At 61.4% G+C, this 15,445-nt stretch carries 14 protein-coding genes; 4 read left to right on the forward strand and 10 right to left on the reverse strand.

Going from position 1 to position 15,445, the window contains the following annotated elements; translation table 11 throughout:
- Positions 1-55: 55 nt before the first annotated feature.
- The 4 genes from J7412_RS00510 to mutM all read right to left on the reverse strand — a co-directional run bounded on the left by J7412_RS00510 (position 56) and on the right by mutM (position 4,722).
- A complete protein-coding gene (locus tag J7412_RS00510; RefSeq protein WP_209076024.1) occupies positions 56-1,318 on the reverse strand; it encodes an imelysin family protein in 1,263 nt (420 codons plus the stop codon).
- Between the two features lie 109 nt (positions 1,319-1,427).
- Entirely contained in the window at positions 1,428-2,579 is a 1,152-nt protein-coding gene (locus tag J7412_RS00515; protein WP_209076026.1) for a cytochrome c peroxidase, read from the reverse strand.
- Positions 2,580-3,030: 451 nt separating this feature from the next.
- Entirely contained in the window at positions 3,031-3,807 is a 777-nt protein-coding gene (locus J7412_RS00520) for an enoyl-CoA hydratase (RefSeq protein ID WP_209077468.1), read from the reverse strand.
- Between the two features lie 63 nt (positions 3,808-3,870).
- Positions 3,871-4,722: a bifunctional DNA-formamidopyrimidine glycosylase/DNA-(apurinic or apyrimidinic site) lyase gene (mutM, locus tag J7412_RS00525; RefSeq protein ID WP_209076029.1), complete on the reverse strand. Its 852-nt coding sequence runs from the start codon at positions 4,720-4,722 to the stop codon at positions 3,871-3,873.
- Positions 4,723-4,947: 225 nt separating this feature from the next.
- Here mutM and ubiE point away from each other — a divergent pair, with 225 nt between their 5' ends.
- Both ubiE and ubiB read left to right on the forward strand, forming a co-directional pair.
- A complete protein-coding gene (gene ubiE / locus J7412_RS00530; protein WP_209076031.1) occupies positions 4,948-5,697 on the forward strand; it encodes a bifunctional demethylmenaquinone methyltransferase/2-methoxy-6-polyprenyl-1,4-benzoquinol methylase UbiE in 750 nt (249 codons plus the stop codon).
- Positions 5,694-7,229 (forward strand): 2-polyprenylphenol 6-hydroxylase, encoded by a 1,536-nt coding sequence (ubiB, locus tag J7412_RS00535; RefSeq protein ID WP_209076033.1) that lies wholly within the window; start codon positions 5,694-5,696, stop codon positions 7,227-7,229. Before ubiE ends, ubiB begins: the two co-directional genes overlap by 4 nt.
- Before the next feature lie 104 nt (positions 7,230-7,333).
- On the opposite strand, the gene dapA is transcribed toward ubiB, so the two are convergent.
- Positions 7,334-8,206, reverse strand: coding sequence for a 4-hydroxy-tetrahydrodipicolinate synthase (dapA, locus tag J7412_RS00540; RefSeq protein ID WP_209076036.1), 873 nt, complete (start codon positions 8,204-8,206; stop codon positions 7,334-7,336).
- 164 nt (positions 8,207-8,370) lie between these two features.
- Here dapA and J7412_RS00545 point away from each other — a divergent pair, with 164 nt between their 5' ends.
- Positions 8,371-10,323, forward strand: a complete 1,953-nt coding sequence (locus J7412_RS00545) for a lytic transglycosylase domain-containing protein (protein ID WP_209076038.1) — start codon at positions 8,371-8,373, stop codon at positions 10,321-10,323.
- On the opposite strand, the gene J7412_RS00550 is transcribed toward J7412_RS00545, so the two are convergent.
- Together J7412_RS00550 and mnmD are read right to left on the reverse strand one after the other, a co-directional pair.
- Positions 10,320-11,186, reverse strand: a complete 867-nt coding sequence (locus tag J7412_RS00550) for a DMT family transporter (protein ID WP_209076040.1) — start codon at positions 11,184-11,186, stop codon at positions 10,320-10,322. The genes J7412_RS00545 and J7412_RS00550 overlap by 4 nt on opposite strands.
- A complete protein-coding gene (gene mnmD, locus J7412_RS00555) occupies positions 11,183-11,860 on the reverse strand; it encodes a tRNA (5-methylaminomethyl-2-thiouridine)(34)-methyltransferase MnmD (protein ID WP_209076042.1) in 678 nt (225 codons plus the stop codon). The genes J7412_RS00550 and mnmD overlap by 4 nt, the downstream gene beginning before the upstream one ends.
- A gap of 87 nt (positions 11,861-11,947) precedes the next feature.
- Here mnmD and J7412_RS00560 point away from each other — a divergent pair, with 87 nt between their 5' ends.
- The gene (locus tag J7412_RS00560; RefSeq protein ID WP_209076045.1) at positions 11,948-12,982 is read left to right on the forward strand and encodes an FAD-dependent oxidoreductase; all 1,035 of its coding nucleotides are present in this window, start codon (positions 11,948-11,950) and stop codon (positions 12,980-12,982) included.
- 153 nt (positions 12,983-13,135) lie between these two features.
- Here the strand turns inward: J7412_RS00560 and J7412_RS00565 are convergent, their stop codons facing one another.
- The 3 genes from J7412_RS00565 to J7412_RS00575 all read right to left on the reverse strand — a co-directional run bounded on the left by J7412_RS00565 (position 13,136) and on the right by J7412_RS00575 (position 15,443).
- Positions 13,136-13,681: an NAD(P)H-dependent oxidoreductase gene (locus J7412_RS00565; RefSeq protein ID WP_209076048.1), complete on the reverse strand. Its 546-nt coding sequence runs from the start codon at positions 13,679-13,681 to the stop codon at positions 13,136-13,138.
- A gap of 115 nt (positions 13,682-13,796) precedes the next feature.
- The gene (locus J7412_RS00570; RefSeq protein ID WP_209076050.1) at positions 13,797-14,444 is read right to left on the reverse strand and encodes an OmpA family protein; all 648 of its coding nucleotides are present in this window, start codon (positions 14,442-14,444) and stop codon (positions 13,797-13,799) included.
- A gap of 153 nt (positions 14,445-14,597) precedes the next feature.
- Positions 14,598-15,443, reverse strand: coding sequence for a bifunctional helix-turn-helix domain-containing protein/methylated-DNA--[protein]-cysteine S-methyltransferase (locus tag J7412_RS00575; RefSeq protein WP_209076053.1), 846 nt, complete (start codon positions 15,441-15,443; stop codon positions 14,598-14,600).
- Positions 15,444-15,445: the final 2 nt, after the last annotated feature.

Below are 15,445 nucleotides of genomic sequence, written 5' to 3' on the forward strand. Positions count from 1 at the left end.
CATCGCTACAAAAGAAAGAGGGGCGGGACCATCCCGCCCCTCGTATTGGGTGGTATTATTCGAACACAGAGTCCGGATTGTCGAGGCTGTCGGAGCCTTCAAAGGCCAGTTGGTCCAGACCCAGCGCGGCCACAGCGGCCTCAATGGATTTGGTCTGATCCACAAGGCCGTTCACGCCGCCCATCACCAGCGCTTCGCCAGCGGCGTTGCCGCGCTCCAGCATCTGGTCATAGGAGAAGCCGGACTCAGCGGCGGTTTTGATGCGGCCCAGACCCATCATGGTGATGGAGAGCTTGCCTTTCAGCTCTGCGTCCAGACCGGCGTCCGCTTCGGCCACCAGATCAGAGAGCGACGCGCCGGAAACCAGAGAGCCGTCCACACGCACATATTCGCCGAGGTAGACGTTCTGGATGCCCAGACCATCATAGTAGTGGCTGTTGTGGGTGTTGTCGGAGAAGCAGTCATGCTCTTCTTCCGGATCGTTCAGCAGCAGGCCAAGGCGCATACGCTCACCGGCTTGCTCGCCATAGGACAGGGAGCCCATGCCGGTCAGGATGGTCACGATGCCTGCGTCCTCATCGCCGGTCACGGCTGTGCGCGCGTCGCCACCGTCAACCCATTGTGCGGCCATCCATTCCAGATCGCTGACCAGAAGGTCGGTCGCGGCTTTCAGGTAGGCTGCGCGACGGTCACAGTTGCCGTTGGTGCAATCGTCACCGGCTGCGAAATCGGTCCAGCTGCGGTCGCCTGCGCCATGTTCGTGACCGTTCAGGTCCTGGCCCCAGAGCAGGAATTCAATCGCGTGGTAGCCGGTGGCCACGTTGCTTTCCACGCCGTCTGCTTCGTGCAGGGTGCTGGCCAACAGCTCAGGGGTAATGTCGGTTGCGTCCACAGCGGTGCCGGAGATGTCGAGCGTCGCGTTGGCAACAACGTTCAGTGCCGCAAGCGGGTTCTCATCGGTTGGGCCGCCATAAGAGGCGTCCACATAGTCGATCAGACCTTCGTCCAGCGGCCATGCGTTCACTTTGCCTTCCCAGTCATCCACGATGGCGTTGCCAAAGCGATATACTTCGGTCTGCTGGTAAGGCACGCGGGAGGCCAGCCAAGCGTCTTTGGCGGCTTGCAGCGCTTCTGCGGAAGGTGCTTCGACCAGCGCGTTCACTGCCGCTTGCAGGGTTTTCGCGGTGGTCAGGCTGTCTTCGTATTTCGCGGCGGCGATGTCCGCGTAGTTGGTCAGAACGTCCGCTTTGGTGGCAGCAACTGCCGGAGCGGCGAGGGCCAAAACGGCCGCGGTGGTGGTTAGAAATGCACGAGTCATGGTTTTAATCCCAGTGATGAACTTTGGCACTTAACTGATAAAATTACTCAGACAAGTCAATCCTTATTGTTTCACTTGGAATTTAACACCGATTGAAAAATCGTCCCTGCTATTTCGCAAGCAGATGCTCGTAGCGTGCGTCCGTGAGGGTCTTCAGAAAGGCCACAATGGCGTCCACACGCTGATCATCCAGCGCCGGGCCGTGGGTCAGCTCTTTCACCGAAAGGGTCAATGGCACCGGCGGCATGCCAAAACGCGCGCCGGTCTCTGGGTTAATATGTCGCGCCTCATTGGTGGTGTTGTACTGATTGTAAAACAGCACGACGGTGCGGAGATCCTGAAACACGCCATTGTGCATGTAAGGGCCGGTCACAGCGACATTGCGCAGGCTTGGCGTTTTGAATTTGCCGCGCTGCGTGGGATCATCCATGACAGCCGGATTGGCCATCAGACCTTTGTCGACAGTGTCCGGCGCCACGCCATTGGCGGCGCGCAGCTCGTTGTTTTGCGGCACACCGATGTTGTGAAACTGGTAGTTCGTAAAGGTCTCGCGCGGGTCGGTCGGACTGCGGCGCAGTTGGTGGCACAGGTTGCAGTTGGTGAACTGCTGAGAAAAGAACAGCACCCGGCCAAGATCTTCTTCACGGCTCAACTCTGCCTCCCCGCGCAGGAAACGGTCATATTTGCTGTCAAAGGGCGCGAAGGTTTCGGTTTGCTCAAAGGCGGCAAGCGCCTCTGTCATCGCCGCATAGCCAGACTCTGGCGTGGCCAGCACGTCCCCTTCAAACAGTTGCGCAAAGGCCTGTTCATAGACGGCGTTCTCAGTCAGGCGCGCCACCACGGCGGCGGCGTCTTTCATGCCCATTTCTGCAGGGTTGGTGGGCGGCCCACCGGCCTGATCGGCGAGCCCTGCGGCGCGGCCATCCCAGAACTGCCCCCCGACCCACTGACCATCGCTGTTTTGATGAAAGGCGGGGGAGAAGGCAGCGTAGCTGGCGCTGGGAGCGTTGCGGTCACCAAGCGAGGTGCCATCATCCCCGATAGAGGCCATGCCGCGCGGATCGGCAAAGCCGTACTCCGGATCATGGCATGTGGTGCAGGCCTGTGTGCGGTTGGCCGACAGGTTCACGTCAAAGAACAACAGCTCGCCCAGCGCGGCCTTGGTTTGGGGCAACTGATCCTCGGCGGTTGACGGCGTTGCCAGACCGGCAAGGCTCAGGCTGAGCAGAGAGAGGCTGAAGAATTTTGAGGAGAAACGCATCGGTGAACCTTAATACCCATAGCAGTTTGCGTTTGATTTGGATCGCTTGTTCGCTGCCTCTCCCATACGGTCGAACGCGAAAAGCGATGTGTTTGTCTCAGATAAAACGCAAACTACTTTAGCAATTTTGTCGCCTTTTCTCTCGCGAGGGAGCTAAAGAGTCAATTGACGCAAATGTCGCAAGATCGACCGGACGCCCCTGCCCCGCAGCCCACAGGGAGATCATCTTCCAAAAAATCTGCAACGACTGTAGCGGGTCACATAGACCAGCCCCCGACCCTGGGTGGGGGTGAAGCCCCCTCCCTTGGGGAGGGTCGGGGGCTGGTCGGCTATGCCTCCGGCGCACTGGTGGAGACCAAGCGTTTCAGACATTCAGGACGATGCTTTAAGCAAACAGGCAAGAAAAAAGGCCGCCCCTTGGGACGGCCCTCTCGAAAGACTGAGCGTATGATCAGCGGTCGCGGAACTGTGGTTCGCGCTTTTCAACGAAGGCGGCCATGCCCTCTTTTTGATCTTCAGTGGCAAAAAGCGAATGAAACGCGCGGCGTTCAAACAACAGGCCCTCACGCAGGGTGGTCTCAAAGCTGCGGTTCACCGCTTCTTTGGCTGTTTGGGACGCGATCAGGGATTTCTCCGCGATCTTCTGGGCCGCGCCCATCGCCTCTTCCATCAGCTTCTTGGGCGCCACAACGCGGCTCACAAGACCTGCGCGCTCTGCCTCAGCTGCATCCATGAAACGCCCTGTCAGGTTCATGTCCATAGATTTTGCCTTACCCACGGCGCGGGTTAGGCGCTGGCTGCCGCCAATCCCGGCGATCACACCGAGGTTGATCTCAGGCTGCCCAAATTTCGCACTCTCGGCCGCGATGATAAAGTCGCAGGCCATTGCCAGCTCACAGCCGCCGCCCAGCGCATAGCCGGACACAGCCGCGATCACCGGCTTGCGAATGTCCTGAATGCGGTCGCCAAATTCGGCAAAGAGGTTGGAGAGGTTCACATCCGCAAAGCTCATCTCCGACATCTCTTTGATGTCAGCCCCCGCGGCAAAGGCTTTCTCTGAGCCCGTGATCACGATGCAGCGCACCTTGTCGTTCTGGTCCGCGCTTTGCAGCGCTGTAAGCAGCTCGCCCACCAGCTGTTGGCTGAGCGCATTGAGCGCGTCAGGACGGTTGAGCTTGATAAGGGCGACGTGGTCTTCAATTTCGACGATGATCGTCTCAAAAGCCATGAGTGATGCTTTCATTGTTCCGGTCAGGAGTGATTCCTTACCATTTGAGGCAATTCGATCAAGCTATCTTTGGCATTGCGCACAATAGAAGGATGAGCGGCCGGATTGGGTGATTCGGCTTATTTTGCTTGTGCAGTCTGGGGTTTTGCAGGATTCGCCCTCCCGCCCGTAGACGTCAAAGCTGTGTTGAAAATATCCCAGTTCACCGTCCGCCTGACGAAAGTCCCGCAGGGAGCTGCCGCCTGCCTCAATGGCCTCTGCCAGCACCTGCCGGATGATGGGCACAAGGGACTGTGCCCGGGCCTTGGAAATCGCCCCTGCCTTGCGTTTTGGCGCTATCCCTGCGCGGTAGAGCGCTTCGCAGACATAGATATTGCCCAGGCCGGCCACGATGCGCTGATCCAGAAGCGCGGATTTGATCGGCGTGTTGCGCCCGGCGAGCTGCTCCACAAGGTAGGATTCGTGAAAATCATTGCCCAGTGGCTCCGGCCCGAGTTTGGCCAGAAGCGGGTGGGTTTCGGTGTTGTCAGCGGGCAGCAGATCCATCGCGCCAAAGCGGCGCGGATCGTTGAAGGTGATGCGCGCGCCGTTGTCCATGTCAAAGACCACGTGATCGTGTTTCTCTGCCTGTGGGTGGTCATGCACAAATTGCCCCAGAGGGTCGCCCGACACCGTCATGCGCCCGGACATGCCAAGGTGAATGAGCAGGGATTCCTCTGTATCGAGATCGGCCAGAATGTATTTAGAGCGGCGGCGCAGCCGCAGGACCTTCGCTCCGGTCAGCCGCTCGGCCATACGCTCGGGAAACGGCCAGCGCAGATCGGGACGGTTCACCGCCACATTGGCAATCACCGCGCCCTCCATGGCGGGCTGCAGACCGCGGCGGACGGTTTCGACTTCGGGGAGTTCGGGCATGATGGTCTGAATCCTTTGACTGCTCAGGACAATGCGCAAATTGGGCAGTTAGAAGCAAGTCACCTTCTCGGCCCGCTCAGCGGGCCCCGCCCGACCTCCCCCATGGGAGGGCGCTTTGCTTCCTCCCGAGGTCGGGCACGACCCTTTCCCCCTTTCACCAATTCGACGCATTGTACCCCTCCCGCACGCCCTATATGAAGAAGGCAACCAAGAGGATTGCGCGTGATGGCGAACAACGACAACACCACCCATTTCGGCTTTGAAACGGTGCCGGAAAGCGAGAAAGCTGGCCGTGTGCAGGGCGTTTTTGGCTCGGTGGCTTCCAAATACGATGTGATGAACGACGTGATGTCGATGGGCATCCACCGCATCTGGAAAGACGCGATGATGGATTGGCTGGCGCCGCGCCCCGGGCAGAAGCTGCTCGATGTGGCGGGCGGCACCGGCGACATTTCCTTCAAATTCCTCAAACGTGCGGGCCACGGCCATGCCACGGTGTGTGACCTCACAGAGCCAATGCTGGTGGAAGGGCGCAAACGCGCCGAGGCCGACCATATGGCCGAGAGCCTTGACTGGGTGGTGGGCGACGCCATGGCGCTGCCGTTTCCGGAAAACAGCTTTGATGTTTACACCATCAGCTTTGGCATCCGGAACGTGACCCGCCCGCAGGAGGCGCTGAACGAGGCGTTTCGTGTGCTCAAGCCCGGTGGCCGCCTGATGGTGCTGGAGTTTTCACAGATCCCAAATGAGCTGATGCAGAAGGCCTATGACCTCTATTCCTTCAACATCATCCCGCGCATGGGGCAGGTGATCGCCAACGACCGCGACAGCTATCAGTATCTGGTGGAGAGCATCCGCAAATTCCCCGATCAGGACACCTTCCTGGATATGGTCAAGACCGCCGGATTTGAGAACGCCAAATACCGCAACCTGACCATGGGCATCGCGGCGCTGCATTCGGGCTGGAAACTGTGAGAGGCCCCCATAACATCATCCGCCTGATCCGCACCGGCGCCACGCTGGAGCGCACCGGCGCCATGGGTGTGGTGCTGGATGCTTTTGAAGCCCCGCGCCATGTGCGTCTTGTGCTGCGCGGGCTCGCTTGGCCGTTTCAGTGGCTGGGCATCAAGGGCGATCCAGCGGCCCCGCCGCTGCCACGTGCGCTGACGGCGCTTGGCCCGGCCTACATCAAATTTGGTCAGGTGCTTTCCACCCGCCCCGATGTGGTGGGCGGTGATCTTGCCCAACAGCTGCGGGTGCTGCAGGACAAGCTGCCGCCCTTCTCTGTGGCAGAGGCCAAGGCCGCTGTGCAGCAGGAGCTGGGGGTGAATGCCGATGAGGTCTTCTCAGAGTTTTCAGAGCCGGTGGCGGCAGCCTCCATTGCGCAGGTTCACCGCGCACGGCTGACAGAAACCGGAGAGGAAGTGGCGGTAAAAGTCCTGCGTCCGGGCATTGAGCGGGCGTTTCGCAAAGATGTGGATGCCTTCTATTTTGCCGCCAATATGATTGCCTCGCTGTCGCCCGCCTCGCGCCGTCTGCGCCCGATGGAGGTGATCGAGCACTTTGACGGGGTGGTCACCGGAGAGCTGGACCTGCGGCTTGAATCCGCCTCCGCCAGCGAGTTTGCCGCGAACACCCAAGACGACGAGATGTTTCAGGTGCCCACGGTCAACTGGGGCTATTCGGCCAAACGTGTGATGACGCTTGGCTGGGCCGAAGGTGTGCCGATTGGTGACAATGCGGCGCTAGATGCGGCCGGCCATGACCGTGCCAAGCTGGGGGCGCGGGTGCTGGAGCTGTTCCTCAATCATGCGCTGCGCGACGGCTATTTCCATGCGGACATGCATCAGGGCAACATGAAGGTCGCCGCCAATGGCGACATCATCGCCTATGACTTCGGCATCATGGGGCACATCGACGAATACACCCGCCGGGTTTATGCGGAGATCCTGTTTGGCTTTATCCAGCGGGATTACAAACGTGTGGCCGAAGTGCATTTTGAGGCTGGATATGTGCCTGCGGATCGCGATGTGGATGAGTTTGCCCGCGCGCTGCGTGCGGTGGGAGAGCCGATTTTTGGCATGGATGCGAACCGCATCTCCATGGGGCGTCTGCTCAATTACCTGTTTGAGGTGACCGAGCGCTTTGGCATGGAAACCCGCACCGAGCTGATCCTGCTGCAACGCACCATGGTGGTGGTTGAAGGGGTCGCGCGCTCGCTGGATCCGCATCTCAACATCTGGGACGTCGCCAAACCTGTGGTCAGCGCCTACATCCAGAAAAGCATCGGCCCGCGCGCCTTGCTGAAAGATCTCGCCAAAACCGCACGGGTGATGACCCGCTTTGGTCCGCGGCTGCCTGCGATGGTGGAGGCGGCCCTGATCGCGCAGTCCGAGCAGAAAGACACCACGCCGCCCAAAGTCTGGCCATGGGCTCTGTCCGGTGCTGCCGTGGGCGCGCTGGCCACCTCTGCGCTTGTTGTTCTGGGCTATGGGGTCTGGCACTGAGCTGAGACGCGCCTCGCTCTCAAGCACCCTCCCCGTCAACACAAAAGAAGCGCCCATTGGGCGCTTCTCTTTTTTTGGGCCGCAGCCCGAATTTTCAAACGTTCTTAGAGCAAGCCAGCATGCGCCATGGCGGCGTCGATCTGTGCCTTGGTCGCGTCGGTCAGGCCGGTCAGCGGCAGGCGGACTTCTTCGTTGCACAGGCCCAGACGGGACAGCGCGTATTTTGCGCCCACAAGGCCCGGCTCCACAAAGATTGCCTCATGCAGCGGCATCAGCTTGTCCTGATACTCCAGCGCTTTGGCGTAATCGCCTGCGAGGGTGGCCGCCTGGAACTCGGCGCAGAGCTTCGGTGCCACGTTGGCTGTCACAGAGATGCAGCCCACACCGCCATGGGCGTTAAAGCCAAGCGCAGTGGCATCTTCGCCGGAGAGTTGGACAAAGTCAGGGCCGCAGGTGGCGCGTTGCTGGCTCACGCGGGCCAGATCGCCGGTGGCGTCTTTCACGCCCACAATGCGCGGCAGCTTGGCCAGCTCACCCATGGTGTCCGGCGTCATATCGACCACCGAACGGCCCGGGATGTTGTAGATGACGATCGGCAGCGCACAGCAATCGTGGATCGCGGTGAAATGCGCAATCAGGCCACGCTGGGTTGGCTTGTTGTAGTAAGGCGTCACCACAAGGATGGCGTCCGCGCCGACTTTTTCCGCGTGTTGCGCCAGATGGATGGCTTCGAGCGTGTTGTTGGAGCCGGCGCCCGCGATCACAGGCACACGGCCCGCAGCGGCACGCACCACTTCTTCCACCACTGCCTCATGTTCAGCGTGGCTCAGGGTGGGGCTTTCACCGGTGGTGCCAACCGGCACAAAGCCGTTGGTGCCTTCACCGATGTGCCACTCCACCAGTTTCTTGAGCGTTTCCAAATCCAGCTCGCCGTTCGTGAACGGCGTGACGAGTGCGGGGTAAGACCCTTTGAACATGGCACGCTCCTTTGTTTTGCGCAGCTGGGCGGAATTGCCCGTGGTGTGAAATCGCGCGGACCCTAGCGGTAAGTTGCCCGCTTGCCAAGATTGTGAGTTGAGGCTGGGGAAGGCGCGTCGTATCGTGCGGGTTCTATCCTGTTTGGCATGGGAAAATGCAAGCCATGTTGCGTCTTTTTCTGACAGTTGTTGTGGCCTTGCTTATGGCCCTGCCCGCCACCGCCCAGCATCGCGAGGAGCTGCGTGCGGCGATGAGCGCTGTGCGCGCCAAGGATTGGGCCGCCGCCGCGCGGGCCGTGCGCAACACCGATCAGGTGGCGCGCGACATCGTGGAATGGCACCGTCTGCGCGCTGGCGAAGGCAGCCCCGATCAGGTGCTCGCTTTTCTGGACCGGCGCGGCGACTGGCCCGGCCTGCCCTATCTGCGCAAGCAATCAGAGGCGGGTTTTGCGGATGTGAGCCACCGGATGGGCATGTCGTTCTTTGTGCACGGGCCTGCGCAGACCGCAGAAGGCGCACTGGCACAGGCACGGGTGCTGGAGCAGGCCGGTGAGGCCGGCACCGCAGAGGCCGGGATTGTGCTGGCCTGGCGCACCATGGCGATGAATGCCCAGACCAAAGCAGATTTTCTGGACCGCTACGGCAAGTTGCTCGCCCCGCATCACACCGCGCGGCTGGACGCGATGCTGTGGAAAAACTGGGAAAGCAATGCGGAGGCGATGTATCCCCATGTATCAGAGGGCTGGGTTGCGCTGGCCAAGGCGCGGCTGGGACTGCGCGCGATGGTCAACGGCGTTGACGGTCTGATTGCGGCGGTACCTGCTAGCCTGCAGAATGACCCGGGACTGGCCCATGAGCGGTTTGTCTGGCGCCACCGCAAGGACCGCAACGACAGTGCGATTGAGCTGATCCTGGCGCGCAGCAAGGCGGGCACATTGGGCGAGCCCGAAGAATGGGCCCCGCGCCGCCGCTCTCTCATGCGCAACCAGATGCGCGCGGGCAACTACCGCACCGCCTATGCGCTTGCCGCCAATCACCGGCTGACACCTGAAGCGGGCTATGCCTATGCTGATTGTGAATGGCTGGCGGGCTATGTGGCGCTGCGCTATCTGAACCGGCCGGAACAGGCGGCCGCGCATTTCCTGCGTTTTGCCCAAAGTGTGGAAACGCCGATTTCCCTTGGCCGTGCAGGCTATTGGATGGGCCGCGCCTATGAAGCCATGGGTGACACAGCCACCGCGCAGCAGGCCTATGTCGCCGGGGGCGCGCATCAGACAAGTTTCTACGGTTTGCTCGCCGCTGAAAAGGCCGGGATCGCCTATGACCCATCCCTGAAGGGCAATGAGCGCTTTCCGGACTGGCGCAAAGCGGCGTGGACAACCTCCAGCGTGCATAAGGCTGCGCGGATGTTCCTGGACGCTGGAGAACTGAGCCTTGCCGAGCGGTTTTGGGTGCATCTGAGCGAATCGCAGGACCGCACGGCTTTGGGCCAGATGGGCCAGATGGCGCTGGATCTGAACCAACCACATGTGGCGGTGATGCTGGGCAAACAGATGGTGCGCATGGGTGTCACCCTGCCCGGCCCCTATTATCCGCTGCATCCGCTCACCGATCAGAGCCTGCCGGTGGCAGATGAGCTGTCGCTCGCGATTGCGCGGCGCGAAAGCGAGTTTGATCCGGTGGTGGTGAGCCACGCCGGAGCACGCGGGCTGATGCAGTTGATGCCCGGCACCGCGCGCGACGTTTCAAGAGATGTGGGCGAGGTCTATGTTCTGGGCAATCTCACTGCGGATCCGGCTTATAACGCCCGCCTTGGCAGCGCCTTTCTGGCCAGCCTGTCTGAGGATTTTAACGGCAATATCATCATGATTGCCGCTGCCTACAACGCGGGCCCAAGCCGCCCGACACGCTGGATGGCCACCAATGGCGATCCGCGTGGCGGCTCGACTGAGGCGATGATCGACTGGATCGAGCTGATCCCCTTCAACGAGACCCGAAACTATGTGATGCGCGTGGCGGAAAGCCTGCCGGTCTATCGCGCACGGCTTGGCAAAGACCCGCATCCGGTGCCCTTTGGCCGCGAGATCGTGGGCGGCACCATTCAGCGCTTGAACTAGGCCGCCTGCCGTTCACGCCACCATGTAAAGAGCCCTGCTGCCAGCACAATCGCCGCGCCAATGGCCACGTTGAGCCGCAGCGTCTCGCCAAACACGGCCATGCCAAGCGCGGCGGCAAAGGGCAGTTGAAGATAGGCAAAGGGCTGTACCGCGCTGGCTTCAGCGACCTCATAAGTGCGAATGAGCAGCCAATGGCCTGCCACCCCGCTCACACAGAGCGTGCCCATCCAGATCCAATCCGGCGCGGCGATCGGCTCCCAGTAAAACACGCCAATGGCGGTCATCACGACACAGCCGACCACGCCGGTGTAAAAGAAGCTGGTCTGTGCGCTGTCTTTGCGCGCCACATAGCGGGTCATCAGCCCATAGACGGCAAACATCAGCGCGCCCAGAAGCGGCACGGCGGCCACGGGGCTGAACACGCCGGATCCGGGCTTCAGGATGATCATCACCCCCACAGCCCCCAGCCCGATGGCCAGCCAGCGCCGCCAGCCGACGCGCTCTCCCAGCACTGGGCCGGAGAGCGCCGCGATCATCAGCGGGTAACAGATAAAAATGGCATGGGTCTCGGTGAGCCCCAGCAGGGTGAAGGCCAGCACGGTGACGCAGATTTCCAGCGCCAGCAGCGCGCCGCGACCAATCTGCAACCACGGAAACGCCGTGCGGGCCACCTTGCGCAGACCGCCGCTTTGGCGGGCCGACAGGGCAATGACAAACAGCGCAAAGAACCAGTAGCGGATCATCACCACTAGGTAGGTGTTATACTCGCCTGCCAGATGCCGCGAAATGCCGTCCTGCAGCGCAAAGACCAGCGTGGTGAGCGACATCAACAGGATGCCAAGACGGTTGTTGGCGGCGCTCATGCGGCGGGTTTCACGCATTGGGTCATGTGGCGCTTGCGGCCAAAGCCCGGAATGCGGGTCACCTCAAACCCTGCGGCTTCGAGATTGCGGCGCACAAAACCAGCGGCTGTGTAGGTTGCCGCCGTGCCGCCTGCTTTGGTGTGTGTGCCCACCTGCCGCAGCAAGGCCTCATCCCAGAGCTCGGGGTTATTGGCCGGGGAAAACCCATCCAGAAACCAGGCATCCGCCTGAAAATCCTGCGCCGCCAAAGTCTCGCGCGCATCGCCCACAACCACCTGCGCCTCAATGCCTTCAAGCGTGGCCAGCGTTGTGTCTTCGCGATAGGCCGTAACCAAACGGTCCGCATAGTCGCCCAGCTCCGGGAAAGCCGCCAGCGCGCGCGCCATTTCATCGGCGCTCATCGGGAAGGCCTCAAAGGAGGTGAAACGCAGCGGGCCTTGTTCCCCCGCCTGATCCCAGGCCATCCATGTGGTCAAGAGGTTCAGCCCGGTGCCAAAGCCCAGCTCCGCAATGTGAAACCCCGGGGCAAAGCGCGCGGGCAGATCATTGCCAGCCAGAAACACATGGCGCGTCTCGGCCAGCCCGTTGTCGAGGCTGAAGTAAGGGTCATCAAAACGTGTGGACACAGGAATGGCATCCTGCCGCCATTCAAGATCCGCCTGCTGGTCGCTCATCATGCTTTGCCTTATGGAGGTGTGCGCGGCATTTGACCACAAACGCGCGCTTTGGCAATGGGCATCAACGCAGACAAGGATGGGACCATGGTGGATGTAACGGTGATGGGCGCGGGGGCCTTTGGGCTGTCGGTGGCTTGGGCCTGTGCGAAACGCGGTGCCAAGGTGCGGGTGATTGACCCCAATGGCGTGGGCGCGGGGGCCAGCGGCGGTCTGGTGGGCGCATTGGCGCCGCACACGCCGGAGAACTGGAACGTCAAAAAGGCCTTTCAATTTGAGAGCCTGATCATGGCCGAAAGTTGGTGGGCCGAGGTGGAGGCCGCAGGTGGCGTGAGCGCGGGCTATGGCCGCACCGGGCGCATTCAGCCGATCCGCGACGAGCACGCGCTGACACTCGCCAAGGCCCGCGCCGAAAGCGCCAAGGAGCTTTGGCAGGGCAAAGCCCTTTGGGAGATTGTGCCGCAAGACAGCCTTGGCGATTGGGCCCCGGTCAGCCCCACCGGCTGGCTGATCCACGACACCTTGACGGGCCGTATGTTCCCGCGCCGTGCCTGTGCTGCTCTGGCTGCCGCGCTGACCGCGAAAAGTGCCGAGATCACCAAAGAGGGCACGCCTGAGGGCAAAGTGGTCTGGGCCACGGGTTATGAAGGCTTGCTGGCCTTGTCTGAGGAAATGGGCAAAGCGGTTGGCAATGGCGTTAAAGGTCAGGCGGCGCTGTTGCGGCTGGACCAATCGCAAGCGCCGCAGCTCTTTGCCGATGCGGTGCATATCGTGCCCCATGCGGATGGCACGGTGGCCATTGGCTCCACCAGCGAACGTGAGTTTGAGGATGCAACCAGCACCGATGCACAGCTTGATGAGGTGCTGGCGCGCGCCTATGCGGCTGTGCCTGCCCTCCAAGAGGCCGAGGTGATCGAACGCTGGGCCGGTGTGCGCCCGCGTGCCAAAAGCCGCGCGCCGATGCTGGGGGAACACCCCACACGCAGCGGAGAGTTCATCGCCAATGGCGGCTTTAAAATCGGCTTTGGCATGGGACCAAAAGCCGGAGAAGTGATGGCGGATCTGGTGCTTGAGGGCAAAGACGCCGTCCCCGTCGCCTTCCGCCCTGAAGCTTCGCTCTAGCCTCGCGTCCTTGCAATCCGATCACATGGGCGGCGAAGCCGACCAGCCCCCGACCTCCCCACGGGAGGGGGCTTCACCCCCACCCAGGGCCGGGAGCGGGCCTATGAGACCGCTTTCACGCGTTGCACGGTTGTGGCACGATGCTGCCTCGCCTTACTGACCGCGCCCGACGTCGTCTTTGAGCGCCTCCATCAAGGCGGTCAGGGACGCGGTGTAATGCTCGCTGGTCAACCGACCATTCGCATCAAACTCGTTGCTGCTGTTGGCCAGACCAAATTCAGAGCCAAGCGCGATGCGGGGCCGGAAGGCCACCAGACAGCTGAGCAACATGGTCTGGGCGCGCACTCCACCTGCACGGCCAGCGGCTGCACTCATCAGCGCCGTGGGTTTGCCCACCATTGGTTTCTCAGAATGGCGGCTGATCCAATCCAAGGCGTTTTTCAGAACGCCGGTGACACCCGCGTTATACTCCGGTGTGGAGATCAACAGCGCATCGGCCTCCGCGATCTGCGCCACAAGGGTGTTCACCCCTTCGGGCAGGCCGCTCTCGCTTTCCAAATCCCCGTCATAGAGCGGCAGGTTGAGATCCGCTTCGACATAATCAGCCGCACCGTAAAGACGCGCCGCTTCGCGCAGCAACAGTCGATTGGTGGAGCCGCTGCGCAACGCGCCGGACAGACCAAGCAGTTTATGAGGCATCTGAGATCTCCTTGTTCACACAAGGATAAGGTAAGACAAAAGGCGCCGCACACAAGCGACGCCTTTCAACAAACTATGTGCGCAAATGCAGAGATCCGCGCTGGAAAGGGTCAGATCACACGCTGGACGGCAGGATCACGATCTCCACGCGGCGGTTCTGGCGGCGGCCCGCTTCGTCCAGGTTGGAGGCAATCGGCTGGTCCTCGCCGCGACCGATGGTCTGGATGCGGGAGACCGACACGCCGTTTTCCAGAAGCACATCGGCAACCGCATTGGCGCGGCGCTCAGACAGGGTCTGGTTGTGGCTGGCGCTGCCGGTGTTGTCGGTGTGGCCCAGAATCTGAACGGTGGAATTCGGGTAGGCTTCAAGGCTGCTGGCCACTTTGGCCAGATCGTCTTTCAGGAAGCTGCTGACCTCAAAGCTGTCCACCGCAAAGAGGATGTCCTGCGGCATGGTCAGAATCAGGCGGTCGCCGGTGTTTTCGATGCGCACATCGTCATCCAGCTGCGCGCGCAGCTCGGCTTCCTGTTTGTCCAGCTCGCTGCCAACCACGGCGCCGACACCCGCGCCAAGAGCTGCGCCGATTGCGATGTTGCTGTCGGTTGCCGCCGCAAGGCCCGCGCCCAGAACGCCGCCAATGATCGCGCCGCTCTTGGTCTGACGGTGGGGATCGGTGCCGCCGCCGGTCACATAATTCGGATCGGTACAGGCGGCTAAAGCCACCAAAGACAGCGCGCAGCAGGACGGGGTGAATTTTTTCATGTCAAAGCCTCAATAACTTACTTGATCGCCGGTTCTGCCGGCTGTTGAGGCTCAATATATGCGATCGACGCGGCGCGCCCAAGCGTTTTGCCGCCCGAAGTCGGCGAATAGACGCCGAAATCCCCGCTTTGTGAAGGGTCTTGAACGCGCCGCTTAAGCCTCAGCGCGCGCGCTTTCATAGGCCAGCAACGCCCGTTTCACCGGCAGGCCCCAGTGATAGCCGCCCAAACCGCCGGATTTGCGCATGGCGCGGTGGCAGGGAATGAGCCAGCTCACCGGATTGCGCCCCACCGCGGTGCCCACAGCGCGCACGGCATTGGGCTTGCCAATCACACGCGCGATTTCGGAATAGGTCGTGACCTCGCCCGACGGAATGCGCATCAGCGCCTCCCAGACTTTGATCTGCAGAGCCGAGCCGATCATATAGACCGGCACCTTATCCAGTTCGGCCCGCTCTGCCTGATAGGCGGCGAGCACCCAGGGGCGCAAAAACATCGGGTCTTCGACAAAATTGGCCTTGGGCCAGCGGGAGAAGAGATCTTCGATGGTTTCCGCCTCACCCGTCTCCGCCGCAAAGCCGATGCCGCAGATGCCTTTTTCGGTGCCGGTGACCAGCGAGAGACCAAAGGGGCTGTCAAACCAACCCCAGTAGATCGTCAACCCCTCGCCGCGCTTGGCGTAATCGCCGGGGCTCATCGCCTCCCAGCGCAGAAAGAGATCATGCAGGCGGCCTGAGCCTGACAGGCCTACGGCATTGGCCGTGTCCAGCGTGGTGAAATGCTCATGCAGCAGCACTTTGGCATGGCCGAGGGTGAGATATTGCTGGAAGCGTTTGGGAGAAACCCCGGCCCAGCGCGTGAACAGCCGCTGGAAATGCGCCGGGCTCATGCCCATGGCTTGGGCAAGCTGTTCAAGAGACATGGTTTCGCCGCCCTGATCAATCAGCTCGATCGCGCGGCGCATGACATTGTAATGATAGCCTTCGGTCATGTCGTTCATGG

The organism is Shimia sp. R9_3 (assembly GCF_017743755.1).
Lineage (GTDB): Bacteria > Pseudomonadota > Alphaproteobacteria > Rhodobacterales > Rhodobacteraceae > Shimia.

What these genes read in the sequence shown, in the direction of transcription:
- J7412_RS00510 (WP_209076024.1), bottom strand. Translation starts at nt 1,318, where the DNA reads ATGACTCGTGCATTTCTAACCACCACCGCGGCCGTTTTGGCCCTCGCC.
- J7412_RS00515 (WP_209076026.1), bottom strand. Translation starts at nt 2,579, where the DNA reads ATGCGTTTCTCCTCAAAATTCTTCAGCCTCTCTCTGCTCAGCCTGAGC.
- J7412_RS00520 (WP_209077468.1), bottom strand. Translation starts at nt 3,807, where the DNA reads ATGGCTTTTGAGACGATCATCGTCGAAATTGAAGACCACGTCGCCCTT.
- mutM (WP_209076029.1), bottom strand. Translation starts at nt 4,722, where the DNA reads ATGCCCGAACTCCCCGAAGTCGAAACCGTCCGCCGCGGTCTGCAGCCC.
- ubiE (WP_209076031.1), top strand. Translation starts at nt 4,948, where the DNA reads ATGGCGAACAACGACAACACCACCCATTTCGGCTTTGAAACGGTGCCG.
- dapA (WP_209076036.1), bottom strand. Translation starts at nt 8,206, where the DNA reads ATGTTCAAAGGGTCTTACCCCGCACTCGTCACGCCGTTCACGAACGGC.
- J7412_RS00545 (WP_209076038.1), top strand. Translation starts at nt 8,371, where the DNA reads ATGTTGCGTCTTTTTCTGACAGTTGTTGTGGCCTTGCTTATGGCCCTG.
- J7412_RS00550 (WP_209076040.1), bottom strand. Translation starts at nt 11,186, where the DNA reads ATGAGCGCCGCCAACAACCGTCTTGGCATCCTGTTGATGTCGCTCACC.
- mnmD (WP_209076042.1), bottom strand. Translation starts at nt 11,860, where the DNA reads ATGAGCGACCAGCAGGCGGATCTTGAATGGCGGCAGGATGCCATTCCT.
- J7412_RS00560 (WP_209076045.1), top strand. Translation starts at nt 11,948, where the DNA reads ATGGTGGATGTAACGGTGATGGGCGCGGGGGCCTTTGGGCTGTCGGTG.
- J7412_RS00565 (WP_209076048.1), bottom strand. Translation starts at nt 13,681, where the DNA reads ATGCCTCATAAACTGCTTGGTCTGTCCGGCGCGTTGCGCAGCGGCTCC.
- J7412_RS00570 (WP_209076050.1), bottom strand. Translation starts at nt 14,444, where the DNA reads ATGAAAAAATTCACCCCGTCCTGCTGCGCGCTGTCTTTGGTGGCTTTA.
- J7412_RS00575 (WP_209076053.1), bottom strand. Translation starts at nt 15,443, where the DNA reads ATGAACGACATGACCGAAGGCTATCATTACAATGTCATGCGCCGCGCG.